This window comes from Streptomyces sp. NRRL F-6676 (assembly GCF_000725625.1).
GTDB lineage: Bacteria > Actinomycetota > Actinomycetes > Streptomycetales > Streptomycetaceae > Streptomyces.
Genome location: NZ_JOHS01000019.1, coordinates 118013 through 135513 on the forward strand (window position 1 = coordinate 118013; position 17501 = coordinate 135513).

At 72.7% G+C, this 17501-nt stretch carries 10 protein-coding genes and 3 pseudogenes; 6 read left to right on the plus strand and 7 right to left on the minus strand.

Annotation, left to right across the window (positions count from 1 at the left end):
* Positions 1 to 16 precede the first annotated feature (16 nt).
* Both IO29_RS15470 and IO29_RS15475 read left to right on the plus strand, forming a co-directional pair.
* The gene (locus IO29_RS15470; RefSeq protein ID WP_030379965.1) at positions 17 to 1507 is read left to right on the plus strand and encodes a carboxylesterase/lipase family protein; all 1491 of its coding nucleotides are present in this window, start codon (positions 17 to 19) and stop codon (positions 1505 to 1507) included.
* A gap of 32 nt (positions 1508 to 1539) precedes the next feature.
* Positions 1540 to 1923, plus strand: coding sequence for a RidA family protein (locus tag IO29_RS15475; protein ID WP_030379964.1), 384 nt, complete (start codon positions 1540 to 1542; stop codon positions 1921 to 1923).
* A gap of 83 nt (positions 1924 to 2006) precedes the next feature.
* Here the strand turns inward: IO29_RS15475 and IO29_RS15480 are convergent, their stop codons facing one another.
* The 5 genes and pseudogenes from IO29_RS15480 to IO29_RS36635 all read right to left on the minus strand — a co-directional run.
* A complete protein-coding gene (locus tag IO29_RS15480; protein ID WP_030379963.1) occupies positions 2007 to 2615 on the minus strand; it encodes a hypothetical protein in 609 nt (202 codons plus the stop codon).
* Positions 2616 to 3076: 461 nt separating this feature from the next.
* Positions 3077 to 5675, minus strand: a pseudogene (gene glgB / locus IO29_RS15485) (1,4-alpha-glucan branching enzyme).
* A 103-nt stretch (positions 5676 to 5778) separates the two neighbouring features.
* Entirely contained in the window at positions 5779 to 7245 is a 1467-nt protein-coding gene (locus IO29_RS15490) for a maltokinase N-terminal cap-like domain-containing protein (RefSeq protein ID WP_030379961.1), read from the minus strand.
* Positions 7246 to 7466: 221 nt separating this feature from the next.
* A pseudogene (locus tag IO29_RS39450) lies at positions 7467 to 8701 on the minus strand (alpha-amylase family glycosyl hydrolase).
* Positions 8681 to 10227: pseudogene (locus tag IO29_RS36635) on the minus strand (maltotransferase domain-containing protein); the annotation flags it as partial. The pseudogenes IO29_RS39450 and IO29_RS36635, both read right to left, overlap by 21 nt.
* Between IO29_RS36635 and IO29_RS38940 the strand changes: the two are divergent.
* Positions 10154 to 10660 carry a hypothetical protein gene (locus tag IO29_RS38940; protein ID WP_199808926.1) on the plus strand — a complete coding sequence of 169 codons (507 nt, stop codon included), beginning with the start codon at positions 10154 to 10156 and terminating at the stop codon, positions 10658 to 10660. The pseudogene IO29_RS36635 and the gene IO29_RS38940 sit on opposite strands and share 74 nt — an antisense overlap.
* A 367-nt stretch (positions 10661 to 11027) precedes the next feature.
* Positions 11028 to 13658, plus strand: coding sequence for a glycosyltransferase family 1 protein (locus tag IO29_RS15505; RefSeq protein WP_030383419.1), 2631 nt, complete (start codon positions 11028 to 11030; stop codon positions 13656 to 13658).
* On the opposite strand, the gene IO29_RS36640 is transcribed toward IO29_RS15505, so the two are convergent.
* Positions 13544 to 14653 carry an RNA polymerase subunit sigma-70 gene (locus tag IO29_RS36640; RefSeq protein ID WP_234307711.1) on the minus strand — a complete coding sequence of 370 codons (1110 nt, stop codon included), beginning with the start codon at positions 14651 to 14653 and terminating at the stop codon, positions 13544 to 13546. The genes IO29_RS15505 and IO29_RS36640 overlap by 115 nt on opposite strands.
* 159 nt (positions 14654 to 14812) lie before the next feature.
* Between IO29_RS36640 and IO29_RS15515 the strand changes: the two genes are divergently transcribed.
* Positions 14813 to 15739: an SDR family oxidoreductase gene (locus IO29_RS15515; RefSeq protein WP_051708039.1), complete on the plus strand. Its 927-nt coding sequence runs from the start codon at positions 14813 to 14815 to the stop codon at positions 15737 to 15739.
* Positions 15740 to 15790: 51 nt separating this feature from the next.
* Here the strand turns inward: IO29_RS15515 and IO29_RS15520 are convergent, their stop codons facing one another.
* The gene (locus tag IO29_RS15520; RefSeq protein ID WP_030383416.1) at positions 15791 to 16669 is read right to left on the minus strand and encodes an oxidoreductase; all 879 of its coding nucleotides are present in this window, start codon (positions 16667 to 16669) and stop codon (positions 15791 to 15793) included.
* A 101-nt stretch (positions 16670 to 16770) separates the two neighbouring features.
* Here IO29_RS15520 and IO29_RS15525 point away from each other — a divergent pair, with 101 nt between their 5' ends.
* Positions 16771 to 17361 (plus strand): TetR/AcrR family transcriptional regulator, encoded by a 591-nt coding sequence (locus IO29_RS15525; protein WP_051708038.1) that lies wholly within the window; start codon positions 16771 to 16773, stop codon positions 17359 to 17361.
* The last annotated feature ends 140 nt before the right edge of the window (positions 17362 to 17501 follow it).

Sequence of the window (17501 nt, forward strand, 5' to 3'; positions counted from 1 at the left end):
CGGAAAGACACGAGACATGAGTCATCACCCCGAGCCCGTCGTGACCACCGCGCAGGGAGCCGTCCGCGGCCTGCGCCAGGGCGGCACCGCCGTCTTCCTCAACATTCCCTACGCCGCCCCGCCCCGCGGCGCCGGCCGGTTCGCGCCGCCCCTGCCGCACGAGCCGTGGGACGGCGTCCGGGACGCCACCGTGCCCGGACCCAACGCGCCGCAGTCCGAGCGCAAGCTCGGCAGCGTCGACATGTCCCCCTACTTCGGCGCCGGATGGAGCCGCGGCGAGGACTACCTCACCGTCAACGTCCACGCGCCCGCCGGTGCGAACGGCGCCCTGCCCGTCATGGTCTTCGTCCACGGCGGCGGCTTCGTCGCCGGATCGACGAGGTCGGCCCTGTACGACGGCTCCGCCTTCGCCCGCGACGGCGTCGTCCTGGTCACCCTCAACTACCGGCTCGGCATCGCCGGGTTCCTCGACATCCCCGGCGCGCCCGCCAACCGCGGCCTGCTCGACGTGGTCGCCGCGCTGCGCTGGGTGCGGGAGAACATCGCCGCCTTCGGCGGTGACCCGCACAACGTGACCCTCTTCGGCCAGTCGGCCGGGGCGACCATCGTCGGCGGCGTCCTCGCCACCCCGGAGGCCGACGGCCTCTTCCACCGGGCGATCGTCCAGAGCGGCAGCGGCCTGGGCGCGTTCACCACCGAGCAGGCCGCGCGCGTCACCCGGGCGGCGGCCGAGGCCCTGGGCGTCGAGCCGCACATCGACGCCTTCGCGGAGCTTTCGGACGAGAGCCTGGTCGAGGCCGCCTCCCGGCTCGTGGGCCTGGACCTGCGGACCGAGACGCACCACGACCCGCTGGTCGGACTCAGCCCCTTCAGCCTGGTCCTCGACACACAGCCCGCCGAATCCGCGGCCGCGGGCCTGGGCGCCGGCGTCGACCTGCTCATCGGGACCAACGCCGAAGAGGGACACCTCTACCTGGTCCCGGTGGGCACGTACGCCACCTCCACCAGCGGTGACGTCGACGACACGGCGGCGCGCTCGCACCCGGAACCGGCGCGACTGGTCGAGACGTACCGTACGACGCGCCCCGGGGCGTCCTTCGGCGAGCTGCGCTCCGCCATCCTGGGTGACGCGCTGTTCGGCGCGGGGAGCTGGGCCCTGGCCGACGCGCATGCCGCCCAACCCGGATCCGCCACCTACGCCTACGAGTTCGCCTGGCGCTCCCACGCCCTGGACGGACAGCTGGGCGCCACCCACGCGGTCGAGCTGCCGTTCGTCTTCGACGTCGCCGGTCTTCCCCAGCTGCACGGCCCCGCCGCCCTGCTCGGCCCCGACGAGCCCCCCGCGGATCTCGCCTCCCGGATGCACGAGGCATGGATCCGGTTCGCCAGGACCGGCGACCCCGGCTGGGACCCGTACGACGCAGAACACCGCGTCACCATGCGCATCGACGCCGAGTGGACCCAGGCCGACGACCCGCGCGGCCAGGAACGACAGGCCTGGCGCTGACCGCGCGGCCACCCTCTCCAAGGACACACACCATGACCAGAACCGTCATCGCCACCGAGAACGCGCCCGCCCTCGCGGCCCCGCTGTCCCAGGGCATCCGCAAAGGCCCCGTCCTCCAGGTCTCCGGACAGCTCCCGCTCGACCCGGACACCGGCGAGGTCGTCGGGACCACGGTCGCCGAGCAGACCGCGCAGACCCTGCGCAACGTCACCGCCGTGCTCGAGGCAGGGGGCGCGGGCCTGGAGGACGTCGTGATGCTCCGCGTCTACCTCACCGATCCCGCCCACCTGGCCGAGATGAACGAGGCGTACGCGGCGGCCGTCGGCGAGCCCTTCCCCGCCCGTACCACCGTCTACATGCAGCTTCCGCCGGGACTGCTCGTGGAGGTCGACGCCCTGGCGGTACTGGGCGACTGACGCCGCCCGGTGCGACCCGGCCCGCGGCACCGACCTCACCCGGAACGACCTGCCGAACGGCCGCGATCAGACGTGACGCCGTCTCAGATGGTCGGGGTGTCGTCGACGACCGGCCGGTGGATCTCGACGACCGGCTTCCACCCCGCGGAGAACTCGATGAAGTCCGCGCGGGTGGGGTAGGTGTCGATCGCGCGGCGGTCGCGCTTGGGGCTGTCGGTCCCCTTGCGGCCCCGGGGGATCTGCTCCTCGAAGATGTCGACCTTCACGTCGGGGACCTCCTTGAGGCCCTGGCGCCAGATCTGCACGATGTCGGCGCCGAACGCCTGCCGGGCCGCGGCGTAGAGGGCCGTGAGGGAACCCTTGTCCCCACCGGGGACGAAAAGCGCCAGGTCCAGCACGACACCGGCGGACTGGAGGACCTCGATGGTCACCGGGCCGTTCTCGTCGGCCACGTAGACGCCGGCTTCGTTCTCGTCGTCGGGAAGGCAGGAGACCTCTTCCTGGAAGACGGTCCGCGCCGTGATCGAGCCGCCCTCGAAATCCCCGCCGGGCTTGGTCAGAAAAGCAGGGACATAGCAGTCGGGAAGCTTGAGTTCTGCCGTGTCGGCGGAAACGAAAAACCTGTCCTGCGCGCCGAGCTTCGTCACCTCTTCCAGCGAGAGGCGGCGAGCGGCGATCTTCTCCGTGTTCACGCTTTCCCTTTCAGGTTGCAGTGTCCCTCAGAGGGAGGACGCTACCACGAAACGCCGAGGTCAACTGCCCAGTAATCACTGGGCAGGTGGCCTCCGGCGGCCTGTGCGGGAGGCTCGTGGAGCGGGTGCCGGCCGGCCGGGAACACGCATGCGCCGGGCAGTGCCCCTCGCCGCTGTGCGGGAGATCGGTTGACGGTGGCAATTCGGTGCGTTGGGCAACACGGAGGCACTAAGGAGAGTTTATGGTAAATATCGCCCATATTCCCTTCGGGGGAATGGCGGCAAGGTGAGGTGGTCCACGAGTCGCGTCCATGCATGCTCGGCGCGTCGATTTGAGACTAGCGGCAGGAGTTCGGGGTTCGATTCCCCTCGCGCCCTTCCTCGGCCTTGATGCCGGCGCCCGGCATCAAGGCCCTCTCCGTACCCGAGGCGATCGCAGCCCGGGAAGCCGAATCGATGTCTCAGGCCGGCCGCAGCCACACCGTCGACAGTGGTGGCAGGGTCAGGGTGAGGCTGGCGGGGCGGCCGTGCCAGGGGTGGGGGGCCGGTTTCGCCGGGTGGGGGTTGTGGACGCCCGAGCCGCCGTACGGGGTCGCGTCCGTGTTGAGGACCTCGTGCCAGGCCGGGATGTCCTCCGGGACGCCCAGGCGGTAGTTCTCCCGGGTCACGGGGGAGAAGTGGGAGACCACAAGGAGGGGGGTGCCCTCCGCGTCGTAGCGGAGGAAGGCGAAGACGTTGTCCTCCGCCGCGTCCCCCGTCACCCAGGAGAAGCCGTCGGGGGAGGCGTCCCGTTCCCACAGGGCCGGGGTGTCGCGGTAGACCGTGTTGAGGTCGCGTACCAGGTCGCGTACGCCGCGGTGGTCCGGTTCCGCGCCGTAGGCCGGGTCGAGCAGCCACCAGTCGGGGCCGTGTGCCTCCGACCATTCGGCGCCCTGGGCGAACTCCTGGCCCATGAACAACAGTTGCTTGCCGGGGTGGGCCCACATGAAACCGAGGTACGCCCGCTCGTTGGCCCGCTGCTGCCACCAGTCGCCCGGCATCTTGCTCACCAGCGAGCCCTTGCCGTGCACCACCTCGTCGTGCGAGATGGGGAGCACGTAGTTCTCGCTGTACGCGTACACCATCGAGAACGTCATCTCGTTGTGGTGGTACTTGCGGTGGATCGGATCGTGGCTCATGTAGTCCAGCGAGTCGTGCATCCAGCCCATGTTCCACTTCAGCCCGAACCCGAGCCCGCCGAAGCCGCCCGGGCCCTGGTGGTGGGTGGCCCGGGTGACGCCGTCCCACGCCGTGGACTCCTCGGCGACGGTCACGACGCCGGGGCAGCGGCGGTACACCGTCGCGTTCATCTCCTGGAGGAACGCCACCGCGTCCAGGTTCTCCCGGCCGCCGTGCTCGTTCGGCGTCCACTGGCCCGGCTCCCGCGAGTAGTCCAGGTAGAGCATGGAGGCGACGGCGTCCACGCGCAGGCCGTCGATGTGGAACTCCTCGCACCAGTACACGGCGTTGGCGACGAGGAAGTTGCGCACCTCGTTGCGCGAACTCCGCCAGCGCCCACGCGTCGCGCGGGAAGTGCGCCGGCACCCAGTCCATCAGGACGCCTATCCCGGCCCGGTGCAGCGCGTCTATCAGGTACTTGAAGTCGTCGGGCGTGCCCAGGCGCGCGGTGGGGGCGTAGAAGCCGGTGACCTGGTAGCCCCAGGAGCCGCCGAAGGGGTGCTCCGCCACCGGCAGCAGTTCCACGTGCGTGAAGCCGAGTTCCGCGACATAGGCGGGGAGCTGGTCGGCCAGCTGCCGGTACGTGAGGCCCGGACGCCAGGACGGCAGGTGCACCTCGTAGACCGAGAACGGGGCCTCGTGCGCCGGGCGTCCGCCGCGCCGCGCCAGCCACTCCGCGTCGTCCCACTCGTGGTGCGAGGCCATGACGACCGACGAGGTGGCGGGCGGCACCTCGGTGCGGCGGGCCAGCGGGTCGGCGCGCAGCGTCTTCGAGCCGTCCGGGCGCGTGATCTCGAACTTGTACAGCTCGCCCTCGCCGATCCCCGGCACGAACAGCTCCCACACCCCGGAGGAGCCGAGCGAGCGCATCGGGAACGCGGTGGCGTCCCAGAAGTTGAAGGTTCCCGCCACGCGTACGCCCCGCGCGTTCGGCGCCCACACGCTGAACCTGGTGCCCGGCACGCCCTGGTGCGTCATCGGCTCGGCGCCCAGCACCCGCCACAGCTCCTCGTGCCGGCCCTCGCCGATCAGGTGCAGGTCGAACTCGCCGAGCGTGGGCAGGAAGCGGTAGGCGTCCTCCGTCTCCAGCGTCGTCTCCTCGTACGCGACGACCAGCCGGTACTCCGGCACCTCGCGCAGCGGCAGCACACCGGTGAAGAACCCGTCGCCGTCGTCGTGCAGCTCGGCCCGCAGTTCGCCGGTGACCACGGTCACCGCCCGCGCGTACGGGCGCAGCGCGCGGAACACCACCCCGCCGGAGACGGGGTGCGCCCCGAGCACGGAGTGCGGGGCGTGGTGCGTGCCGTCCAGCAGCCGCGCGCGGTCCTCCGCGTGCACGGCGGGGGAGACGGCAACCTCGCCGTGCACGGGGGAGGGGGTGGTTGCGGGTGCGGGGGTGGTGGACTGCGGCTTCGGTGCGGACGGCTGCTTCGCCGGTACGGATTTCTTCACCGGTACCGGCTTCTTCGCCGGGGGCTTGGCGACGGCAGTCTTCTTCTCTACTGCTGCCTTCTTCGGGGCGGCCGTCTTCGGCGCGGCCTTCTTCGCGACGGTCTTCTTCGCCGCCGTCGTCTTGGCTACGGCGGCCTTCTTCGCGACGGCCGTCGTCTTGGCGACGGCACCCTTCTTCGCGACAGCCGCCTTCTTGCCGACGGCCGTCTTCTTCGCGACGGCCGCCTTCTTGCCGACGGCCGCTTTCTTCGCGGCGGTCTCCTTCTTCTTGCTCGTCGTCTCCTTGCCCGCCGCCTTCTTCCCGGCGGCAGCCTTCTTGCCGCCGCCTGCCGGGCTTCCGGTGGCGCCGTTCTGGGGGGTGCTGTCGTCGGAGGTAGAGCGGGGGGTCACGGGCGGGGCCTCCTCGGCGGGTACGGCGGCGGTTGCGTCGGCGTTTGCGTCGGCGGGAAGAACGGCGGCGTCAGGGCGGCGACACGGCGGCGTCAGATCGGCGTCACGACGACGCATCGGCGGCCAGCCTGCGCACCGCCGCCATCGGCACGGGCAGCCAGTCCGGTCGGTGCCGGGCCTCGTACAGGACCTCGTAGACCGCCTTGTCGGTCTCGTAGGCCCGCAGCAGCACCGGCTCGGTGCGCGGGTCGACGCCCGCGACCTCCCCGTACCCGGTGCAGTACGCCGCCCGGCACGCGTCCGCCCAGTCGGCGGCGCGCGGTGCGGCCGACGGGTCGGTGGACGGCACGGAGTGGGCGGCGTAGTCGAAGGAGCGCAGCATCCCGGCGATGTCGCGGGCCACCGGCTGCGGCAGCCGCCGTTCGGCGAGCGGCTTGGACGGCTCGCCCTCGAAGTCGATCAGCGACCATGATCCGGACGCCGACCGCAGGCACTGTCCCAGGTGCAGATCGCCGTGGATGCGCTGCGCGGTCCAGGTGCGCCCCTCGGCGGCGAGGGCGCCCAGCGCGTCGAAGGCGGAGCGCAGCGCGGGGGCGTACGGCCGGAGCGCGGGTACGGCCTGCGCGGTCGACGCCAGCCGCTCGGTCATGCCGTCCACCAGCGGCCGTATCTGTGGATGCCCCAGCGTGACGGTGGGCAGCGCGCGGGCCAGCGCGGTGTGCACCTCGGCGGTGGCCCGGCCCAGCGCCCGCGCCTCGGCGGCGAAGTCCTCGCCCTTGGCCAGCTCGCGCAGCGCCAGCTCCCAGCCGTCGGAGGCGCCCTGCACGAAGGGTTGCAGCACACCGAGGACGTACGGCTCCTCGGCGGGGTCGGCCCCGGAGGCGAAGCCGGACCGCTCCGCCGGCACCCCGTCGGCCAGGTCCGCCAGCAGCCATCCCGTCGGCGCCGGCACCCGCGGGCAGTGCTCCCGGGCCAGCGCGAGCGGCAGTTCGAGGTCGGGGTTGATGCCCGGCACGATGCGCCGGAGCAGCTTCAGGATGAACGTATCTCCATAGATGATCGAGGAGTTCGACTGCTCCGCGGTCGCCACCCGCGGCACCAGCTCCTCGCGTATCTCCTGGCGCGCGTCCCGCTCGAAGCGGAGCGCGCCGATGCGGGCCCGGGTGCGTATCGCCTCCAGGAGCAGTTCCGCGCAGCGGGCGTCGTAGAGCGCCTCGTAGACGGTCCGTCCGGCGAGCGGGCCCCGCTCCGCGTGGCCGATCAGCGCGGGTGCCAGCCGGGGCGGCAGCACCTCGCGCACGCCTATGAGGAGCTGGTAGCAGTCGCCGGGGTGGGCCGGGGAGCCCTGGGCGGCGGGCTGGTGGGCGCGGACCATGAGGTGGAGCAGGCCGAGCCGGGAGCCGACGGGCAGCAGCTCGGTGGCGGCGACCAGCGAGAACCCGGTGACGGGGCGGCCCTTGCCCGCGAACCACCGCTGCCGCGGCAGCCACTCGCGCAGCAGCGGGTCGAGGGACGCGAGGAGGCCGGGGCTGGTCGTGACGGTGGTGGCACGGGTGACGGCTTCCGACATGGCGTGCGTCCTTTCCCCGGGATGGTCGGGGTGTCTCTACTGCGTGCCCCGGGCAGGGCGAGGGAAACGCCCCGCCGGGGCCTGCCACGTGCGTGTACCGGTTCGGTGGGCCCGCGTGCGAGCCCGCGTGGGGCGTGTGTACGGGCCCTTCGCCCGCTCCCCGCACGCCCCCGGGGCACGCCGTACGCCCCCGGGGCACCCTGTACGCCCCGGCCCGACGCTCAGCCGGCGTCCCTCCGCAACCGGAACCAATAGAACCCGTGCCCCGCCAGCGTCAACAAATACGGCAGCTGCCCGATGGCCGGAAAACGCACCCCGCCGATGAGTTCGACGGGGTGGCGTCCCTGGAAGGCCTGGAGGTCGAGTTCGGTGGGCTGGGCGAAGCGGGAGAAGTTGTGTACGCACAGGACGAGGTCGTCGCCGTGTTCGCGCAGGAAGGCCAGGTCGCCGTAGTACAGGATCGGCGAACCGGGCAGGGAGAGCAGCAGCGCGGTGAACAGTTCGATCTGGTTGCGGTCGTTGTCCAGGAGGGGCGCGAGGCGGCGGCGGATGCCGATGTTGGCGCGCATGCGGGGGTCCTTGGCGTACTCGGCCCACATGTAGTCGCGTTCCTCGTCGGTGACCATCTCCAGGGTCAGCTCGTCGTGGTTGCGCAGGAAGATCCCCCACTGGATTCGTCGCCGCCGGTGCTGTAGTCGCCGAAGTAGTCGACCACGTCCTCCGGCCACTGGTTCGCCTCCGCCAGCACCACGGTGTCCGGATAGTGGGTGTCGATCTCCTTGCGCACCCGCTTGAGGAACTCGTGCGTGGCCGGGAGGTTCTCGCAGTTGGTGCCCTCCTCCTGGTAGAGGTACGGCACCGCGTCGAGCCGGAAGCCGTCGATCCCCAGGTCCAGCCAGAACCGCAGCGCGGAGATCATCTCCTCCTGCACGGCCGGGTTCTCGTAGTTCAGGTCGGGCTGGTGGGAGAAGAACCGGTGCCAGTAGTACTGCTTGCGGACCGGGTCGAAGGTCCAGTTGGAGGCCTCGGTGTCGACGAAGATGATCCGCGCGTCCTGGTACTGCTTGTCGTCGTCGGCCCAGACGTAGTAGTCGCCGTAGGGGCCGTCGGGGTCCTTGCGGGACTCCTGGAACCACGGGTGCTGATCGCTGGTGTGGTTCATGACGTGGGCCGCGTCCACGAACTCCACGAAGTCCGCCAGGTCCCCGAACTCGGGCAGCACCGCCGTGTAGTCGGAGACGTCGTAACCGCCGTCGCGCAGCGGGGACTTGAAGAAGGGCGGCAGCCACAGGCAGTCGATGCCGAGCCACTGGAGGTAGTCGAGTTTGGCGGTGATCCCCTTGAGGTCGCCGATGCCGTCGCCGTTGCTGTCCTGGAAGGAGCGGACCAGGACCTCGTAGAAGACGGCGCGTTTGAACCAGTCCGGGTCCCGGTCCGGTCGCAGGACGGTCAGCACGTGTGCCGGCCTGTCGCCCGGCTCCAGTCGCACATAGTTGGCCCTGCCCCAGGAGTAGGTGTCACCGGTGAGCTCGTCGCGCACCGGCATCACCTCGTGCCAGTCGAGGCCGAGGTGCGGCATGTCCAACGACACCGTCGCCTCCTGGGTGTGGTACGGGTCCAGGTTCACGACCACCAGAACCGTGTTCGATCCCCGCTGTTTCGAATAGACGATGACCTCTTCCTTGTCGGCGTGATGGAAGTGCAGGTCGCGCAGTTGCCGGAGCGCCGGACTGCGCCTGCGTATCGCGTTCAGCTCGGTGATCAGCCCGGCGATGCTGCGCCCCTCGCGCTCGGCGGCGGCCCAGTCGCGGGGCCGCAGTTGGTACTTCTCGCTGTCGAGGTACTCCTCCAGGAAGATGACGTCCGGGTCGCGGCCGTTGATCTCGCCGATCACCCGCTCCCAGAACACCACCGGCTTGGTGTGCGGGTTGTCCACCCGGAAGATCCGAACCCCGTGCGCCATCCAGTGCCGCAGCACCCGCACCGTCTCGGTGACGATGCCGTCCATGTCCGCGTCGAACGCGATCGGGTAGATGTCCTGGTACTTCTTCGGCGGGTTCTCCGCGTACGCGATCGAGCCGTCGCTGCGGTGGTGGAACCACTCCGGATGCTTCTCCACCCACGGATGGTCCGGGGAGCACTGCAACGCGAAGTCCAGGGCGATCTCCAGGCCCAGTTCCCCGGCCCGGGCGACGAACGCGTCGAAGTCCTCCAGGGTGCCGAGCGCCGGGTTGACGGCGTCGTGACCGCCCTCGGGCGAGCCGATCGCCCACGGCACGCCCACGTCGTCCGGGCCGGCCGACAGGGTGTTGTTGGGACCCTTGCGGAAGGTGGTGCCGATGGGGTCCGGAACGTGCCGTGCGCCGACGGGTCCAGCCCCCCGTTCTCGCTGCGCGGGAAGAACTCGTACCAGGAGCCGTACAGCGCCCGCTCCCGCTCCACCTGGAGGGGCAGCTCCTCCGAGGCGCTGACGGGGTCCCGCAGCGGGTGGCGGGCCAGTACCCGGTCCACCTCGGGGGTGAGCGCCGCCGCGAGCCGAGAGGCGGGCGGGCGGCCGGTGTCGCGCAGGGCCGCCACGGCGGCGCGCAGCACCGCCCCGGCCTGCGCTGATCCCACCGGCAGGCCCTCGGCGGCCCGCTCGTACAGCAGGGCGCCCTCCTCCAGGACCAGCGCGGTGTCCTGCCCTGCGGGCACCTTGATCCCGGCGTTGTGCCGCCAGGTGGAGACGGGGTCGCCCCAGGCCTCCACCCGGTACGTCCAGCGCCCCTCGGCCGGGACCGCGACCCGGGCGCCCCAGCGGTCGGTGCCGGGGGCGAGCTCGCGCATCGGGGTCCAGGGACCCGGGCGGCCCTCCGGGTCCGTCAGGACGACGTTGGCGGCGACGGCGTCGTGGCCCTCGCGGAAGACGGTGGCCGAGATCTCGAACTCCTCGCCCACCACCGCCTTGGCCGGCCGCCGGCCGCGCAGGACGGCCGGCGCCACGTCCAGGACGGGGATGCGCCCGACGACGGGGGCGGCCGGGGCGGGGGCCGACGGGGAGGAGGCCGTCGGTGAGTCGGCCGACGGGGCCGAGGCCGGGGCCGGGGCCGAGGTCGCGGCCGAACCGAGTGCCGAACCGGGACTCGAACCGGGCGTTGACCCGGGCGTCGAACTGGATATCGAACTGGTGTGCGCGGGGGCCGCCCCGGGCGTGGCGCCCGGCGCGGATGTCCCCGGGCCCGGTGGACCGGCGCTGGTGGTGCCGGCGGGGCCGGTGGTGCCGGGGGAGCCGGTGGTCGGGGTTGCCGACGTGTGGTGCGTGGCGGGCATGACCGCTCCTGTCCGCTGCGAACGTGAGTGGGCGGCTGGCGGGTGTGGTGTGTGGTGCGGGGCCTGCGGGACGTACCGGAGGAGCCTTCCCACCCTGTTCGGGTGAGCAATCCGGCACTTTGTTAACTACTCACGCGTATGTCTACGTTCAAACCCGGTCGAGTCGGCCATGTTCGAGAAGCGGCCGAATTTTGCCGCAGCGGAGGGGCGCGGACGGGCGCGGACGGGCGTGAACGGGCGTGGAAGCGCATGGAAGCGCGTGGAAGGACCCGGCCAGGCGCGGGCGGGGGCGGAAGAGGGGGATGGGGGCGGAGTATCCGGTGTGTTTTCTTCGCCCCGTGCGCGGTACTGACGCAACGCGCCGCCCCGCGCCGTGGTTGCCCGGCCGTCGGCGCCGTTACCGTCGTGAGTGACGAGGGACGCACGCACAGTGCGCCCCGAAGCCGCGTACGCCCCTGGTGAAGGTGGGACTCTTGAAGGCCATCCGCAGGTTCACCGTCCGTCCCGTACTCCCCGACGCCCTCAAGCCGCTGAGCGACCTCGCCCGTAATCTGCGCTGGTCGTGGCAGGCCGAGACCCGTGATCTCTTCCGGTCCGTGGACCCCGAACGGTGGGCCGCCGTGGGCGGCGACCCCGTGCGGCTCCTGGGCAGCGTCCCGTCCGCGCGCCTGGCCGAGCTGGCCGGGGACCGCCGGTTCCTGCGCCGGCTGACCGCCGCCGCCGACGACCTCGCCGACTACACGAGCGGCGACCGCTGGTACCAGAGCCAGGCACAGTCGGCCGAGCTGCCGGCCGCGATCGCCTACTTCTCGCCGGAATTCGGCATCACGGCCGCGCTGCCGCAGTACTCCGGCGGCCTCGGCATCCTGGCCGGCGACCACCTCAAGGCCGCCAGCGACCTGGGCGTCCCGCTGATCGGCGTCGGCCTGCTCTACCGGCACGGCTACTTCCGCCAGTCCCTCTCCCGCGACGGCTGGCAGCAGGAGCACTATCCGGTGCTCGACCCGCACGAGCTGGCCCTCGCCCCGCTCACCGAGGAGGACGGCACGCCGTGCCACGTCACCCTCGCGCTGCCCGGCGGGCGCCGGCTGACCGCCCGGATCTGGCTGGCCCGGGTCGGCAGAATTCCGTTGCTCCTGCTCGACTCCGACGTCGAGGAGAACGACCTCGGCGAGCGCGACGTCACCGACCGGCTCTACGGCGGCGGCAGCGAGCACCGGCTGCTCCAGGAGATGCTGCTCGGCATAGGGGGTGTCCGCGCGGTGCGCACGTACTGCCGGCTCACCGGCCACCCCGCACCGGAGGTCTTCCACACCAACGAGGGGCACGCCGGGTTCCTCGGCCTGGAGCGGATCGCCGAGCTGTCCGACGCCGGGCTCGACTTCGACGCCGCCCTGGAGGCCGTCCGCGCCGGCACGGTGTTCACCACGCACACCCCCGTCCCGGCCGGCATCGACCGCTTCGACCGCGAGCTGGTCGCCCGGCACTTCGGCCCCGGCGCCGAACTGCCCGGCATCGACGTCCACCGCATCCTCCACCTGGGGATGGAGAGCTACGCCGGGGGCGAGCCCAACCTGTTCAACATGGCCGTGATGGGGCTCAGGCTCGGGCAGCGGGCCAACGGGGTCTCGCTGCTGCACGGCCAGGTCAGCCGGGAGATGTTCTCCGGACTGTGGCCGGGATTCGACGCCGAGGAGGTGCCGATCACCTCCGTCACCAACGGGGTGCACGCGCCGACCTGGGTGGCGCCCGAGGTGGTCCGGCTCGGCGCCCGGCAGATCGGGGCGCAGCGCGCCGAGGACGCCATGACCGTGGGCGGCTCCGACCGCTGGGACTCGGTCGCGGACATCGCCGACCAGGACATCTGGGAGCTGCGCCGGGTGCTGCGCGAGAAGCTGGTGCTGGAGGTGCGGACGCGGCTGCACGCCTCCTGGCGGCAGCGCGGCGCCGGCACGGCCGAGCTCGGCTGGATCGACGACGTCCTCGACCCGGACGTGCTGACCATCGGCTTCGCCCGCCGCGTCCCCTCGTACAAGCGGCTCACGCTGATGCTGCGCGACCGGGACCGGCTGATGGAGCTGCTGCTCCATCCGGAGCGGCCGGTGCAGATCGTCGTCGCGGGCAAGGCGCACCCCGCGGACGACGGCGGCAAGCGGCTGATCCAGGAGCTGGTCCGGTTCGCCGACGACCCCCGGGTGCGGCACCGCATCGTCTTCCTGCCCGACTACGGCATGGCGATGGCGCAGAAGCTCTACCCCGGCTGCGACGTGTGGCTGAACAACCCGCTGCGGCCGCTGGAGGCGTGCGGCACCAGCGGGATGAAGGCGGCGCTCAACGGCTGCCTCAACCTGTCGGTGCGGGACGGCTGGTGGGACGAGTGGTACCAGCCCGACTTCGGCTGGGCCATACCCACGGCGGACGGCGCCGCCACCGACGACGACCGGCGCGACGAGCTGGAGGCGGCGGCGCTGTACGACCTGCTGGAGCACCGGGTCGCGCCCCGCTTCTACGAGCGGGGCCGGGACGGGCTGCCCGACCGCTGGATCCAGATGGTCCGCCAGACCCTCACCCACCTCGGTCCGAAGGTGCTGGCCGGGCGGATGGTCCGGGAGTACGTGGAGCGGCTGTACGCCCCCGCCGCCCGGGCCCACCGGGCGCTCACCCCGGAGGCGGCGCGTGAGCTGGCCGCCTGGAAGGGGCGGGTGCGGGGCGCCTGGTCGCGGGTCACGGTCGAGCACGTCGAGACGTCCTCGGCGGCCGACCGGGCGGACCGGGCCGAGCTGGGCGCGTCCCTGGGGGTACGGGTCCGGGTGGGCCTCGGCGAGCTGGCGCCGGACGACGTCGAGGTACAGGTCGTCTCGGGTCGCGTCGACGCGGAGGACCGCATCACGGACGCGTCGGTGGTCCCGCTGAAACCGGCGGGCGGCGGCGAGGAGGGCCGCTGGGTGTACGAGGGCCCGCTCTCCCTGGACCGCGCGGGCCCCTTCGGCTACACGGTCCGCATCCTCCCCTCCCACCCGCTCCTGGCCTCGCCCACCGAGCTCGGACTGCTCGCGGTGCCGTCGGAGGACGTGGGGGAGGGGGCCGGGGTGCTGATGCGCTGAGGTGTGAGTTCGGCCGGGAGGCCGAACAGCGGGAACAGGTCCGGCTGGAGATGGGTGTCGAGGGCGGCGATCCGGTCGCCCTCGACGGTGAGGAGCTGGAGGGCGAAGGGGCGCAAGGTCCCGTCGCGGGGGTCGGGGCGGTAGAGCGCGAGGGCCGGTGAGCCGTTGGCGCCGACCGGCACGGCCCGCGCGCCCCGGCACGGGCCCGGGTCGCGCAGGAACCACCGGGCGATCTCGGCGCGGCCCGCCAGCCAGAGCGCGTACGGCGGCATGGACAGGGTCGCGTCCTCGTGCAGCAGTGCGGTGAGCGCGGGGACGTCGTGCCGTTCGAAGGCATCGGTGAAGCGGGCGAGGAGCGTGCGCTGCTCGTCGGTCAGCTCCGCCGCGGGGATCCCGGCGGCGGGCCTGTCCGCGAGACGGCGGCGGGCGCGGCGCAGCAGTCCGTTGGCGGACGGTACGGTGATGTCGAGCAGGCCGGCGGTCTCCTCCGCCGTGAGCCGGAGGACGTCCCGCAGGATGAGCGCGGCGCGCTGCATGGGCGTCAGCGTGTGCAGCGCGGCGACGAAGGCGAGCCGGACGGAGTCGCGCAGGACGGCGGTGGTGGCGGGGTCGTCGCCCGCCGGGAGCAGCCAGCGGTCGGGCGCGGGCTGGACCCAGCGGCTCTCGTCCGCCTCGCCGAGCGGCGAGCCCGCGTCCCCCGCCCCGGTGACGTCGACGGGCCGCTCCCGCCGGGGCCGCTGCCGGAGCATGTCCAGGCACACATGTGTGGCGATCCGGAACAGCCACACCCGCAGCGAGGACTTCCCGGCGAACGTGCCCTGCCCGCGCCAGGCACGCAACATCGTCTCCTGCACGGCCTCCTCCGCGTCGAACGGCGAACCGAGCATCCGGTAGCAGTGCCCGAGCAGCTCCCGCCGGTGCCGCGCGTCGATGGCGCGCCAGTCGGCACCGATGGCGGAGGCGGAGGGGGCGGAGGCGGGTGCGGGCGACGTCACGGCGCCCACAACACCGGGCCGCGCGCCCGGATTCCCGGGGGCGCGGTCAGTTTCGCGGGTGCGCCTCGTCAGTACGGGCGAGGGGCCGCAGCGGCGGTCCCCGTGTGACCGAGGGGGGCGCCGTGACGGGCCCCCGCGACGAGGACGAAGGAGTCACCGATGATTCTCATCACCGGAGCGACCGGGCTGACCGGATCGGCCGTGGTGCGGGCTTTCGCCCGCCGGGGGGTGGGCGTGCGGGCGCTGGTCCGCGACCCGTTCAGGCCGCGGGCCTGGGGGGACGCGCGCGAGGTCGAGGTGGTGGAGGGGGATCTGCTCGTGCCGGGCACCCTGCCCGCCGCGCTGGACGGCGTCGGCACGGTCGTCCTGATCTCCGGCGCCGACGACCGGATGGCCGAGGCGCAGATCAACCTGGTCGACGCGGCCGTCGCCGCCGGAGTCCGCCGGGTCGTCAAGGTGTCCGGGATGGGGGCGGACCCGGCCTCGCCGTTCCGCTTCCTGCGCCTGCACGCGGAGATCGAGGGGCATCTGCGCACGTCCGGCCTGGGCTGGACGCTGCTCCGCCCCAGCCAGTTCATGCAGGTCTACTACCGCGAGGTGCCGACCATGCTGGCCGACGGGACGCTCGCCCAGCCGCTCGGCACCGCCCGGCTCGCGCCGGTCGACGTCGAGGACGTCGCCGAGGCCGTCCACGCGATCGTGACCGGCGAGGGGCACGAGGGCGAGGTCCACGACCTCACCGGGCCGGAGGCGCTGACCATGGACGAGGTGTGCGAGGTGCTGACCTCGGTGGTCGGCAGGCCGATCCGGTACGTCGACATCGACCCGGAGGTGAAGCGCCGCCGGCTCGTCGACGGGGGCATCCCGCCGCGCTTCGCCGACGACCTCGGCGACCTGTTCCGCCTCCGCCGGGAGGGCGGCCCGGAGTCCCGGGTCCAGGTCGAGGCGTTCGCACGGCTCGGCATCCGGCCCACCCCGTTCGCCGCGTTCGCGCGGCGCTCGGCGGCGGTCCTGCGGGGCGAGACGGCCCCCGGCCGGCTGTGGGCGTCGGGCTGGCACGGGGCGGACGCCGGCGCGGTCGGCTGACCCGCGGCCGCGGCGGGACCCGGCGGGCCGTGCCCGGAGTCACGGGGCGTCTCAGAGTGGGAACGAGACACCGGTGAGGTGTGCCGAGACGTCCCAGAGCCGGGCCGCGAGAGCCGGGTCCTGCGCGGTGGCCGAGCGGGGGATGAGCCGGGGCGCGCCGCGCATGTGGGCCAGGTGGGAGGGCCCGGTGAAGCTGTTGCCGGGAAGATCGGCGACGGCGGCGTGGAGCAGGGGGAGCGCGCCCTGGTCGCGGCTCTGGGCGAGCAGCCGGAGCGTGAGGGCCAGCATCAGGTCGGACGGGCGACGCCCCCCGCTGGGGTAGATGCCGGTCGCGACCAGGCCGGGGTGGGCCGCGTGCGCCAGCACCCCGGAGCCGGCGGCGGTCAGCCGGCGCTGGAGCTCCGCCGTGAAGAGCAGGTTGGCGAGCTTGGAGTCGTTGTAGGCGCGGGAGGCCCTGAACGGCCGCCGCTCCCACTGGAGGTCGTCGAGATCGAGCCGGGCCATCCGCTCGGCCTGCGAGGCGACCGTCACCACCCGGCCGGTGAGGTGCGGCAGCAGCAGATTGGTCAGCGCGAAGTGGCCGAGATGATGGACGCCGAACATCAGCTCGAAGCCGTCGGCGGTGCGGGTCAGCGACCGCGCCGAGGTGCCGGCGTTGTTGAGCAGCAGGTCGACGGGGCCGTCCCAGCCCGCGGCGAACGCGTGCACCGAGGACAGGTCGGCGAGGTCGAGGACCCGGACCTCCGTCGTGCCGGGCATGCCCGCGGCGGCCTCCTTGCCCCGCTCGGCGCTGCGCACCGCGAGGACCACCCGGGCCCCGGCCGCCGCCAGCGCGTGGGCGGCGGACCGCCCGATGCCGTTGCTCGCGCCCGTGACGAGCGCGGTGGTGCCGGTCAGGTCGGGAATGTCCCGGACAGTGAATGTAGTCATGGCAAACAATGTAGGCGGAGCCAACTTATGTAGTCAATGGAAACAATGGGGCGGGGGAAGGAAAAGTAGGCGGTGCAAACACGGTGGTTACACTGCGGACCATGACGACCCGCCCTTACCACCACGGCCATCTGCGGACCACGCTGCTCGCGGAGGCCGAGCGCACCCTGCGCGAAGACGGTGCCGAGGGGCTGTCGCTGCGGGAGCTCGCGCGGCGGGCGGGCGTGAGCCACGCCGCGCCGCGCCGGCACTTCGCCGACCGGCAGGCGCTCCTCGACGCCCTCGCGGAGGCGGGGTTCGTGCGGCTCGGCGACGAGATGCTCGGCGCCGTCGCGGACGCCGGACCGGACCGCGAGGCGCGGCTGCGGGCGATGGCCCTCGCCTACGTGCGGTTCGCGGTGCACGACAGCGCCCTGCTGGACGTCATGTTCGAGAAGAAGAAGGGCGGGGAGCCGGTGGAGATGGGGGAGGGGGCCCTGCGGCTGTTCGCCGCCGTGGGCGAGGTGATCCGCGAGGCGCAGTCGGCCGGGGTGCTCCCGGCGGGCGACCCCGAGCGGCTCCGCCTGCTCCTTGTCGCCATGCTCCAGGGCATCGCCGTACTGGTGACCTCCGGCAGGGCACCCGTCGGCCTGGCGGACTCCCTCGCCGCCGACGCGGTCGCCCTCTTCACGGGCGCCGCGGAGCGGCTCTAGGGTCTGTCGTTCGGATCAGGTCGCAGACGCGGGGTGATCCGAACGACAGGCCCTAGTAGTGCTTCGTCAGGTTCTGGGCTGTCTGCGGCTTCTCCGAGGGCGGGGCAGGGGTCGTCCGCAGGTGGTGCAGGTACCGGTCC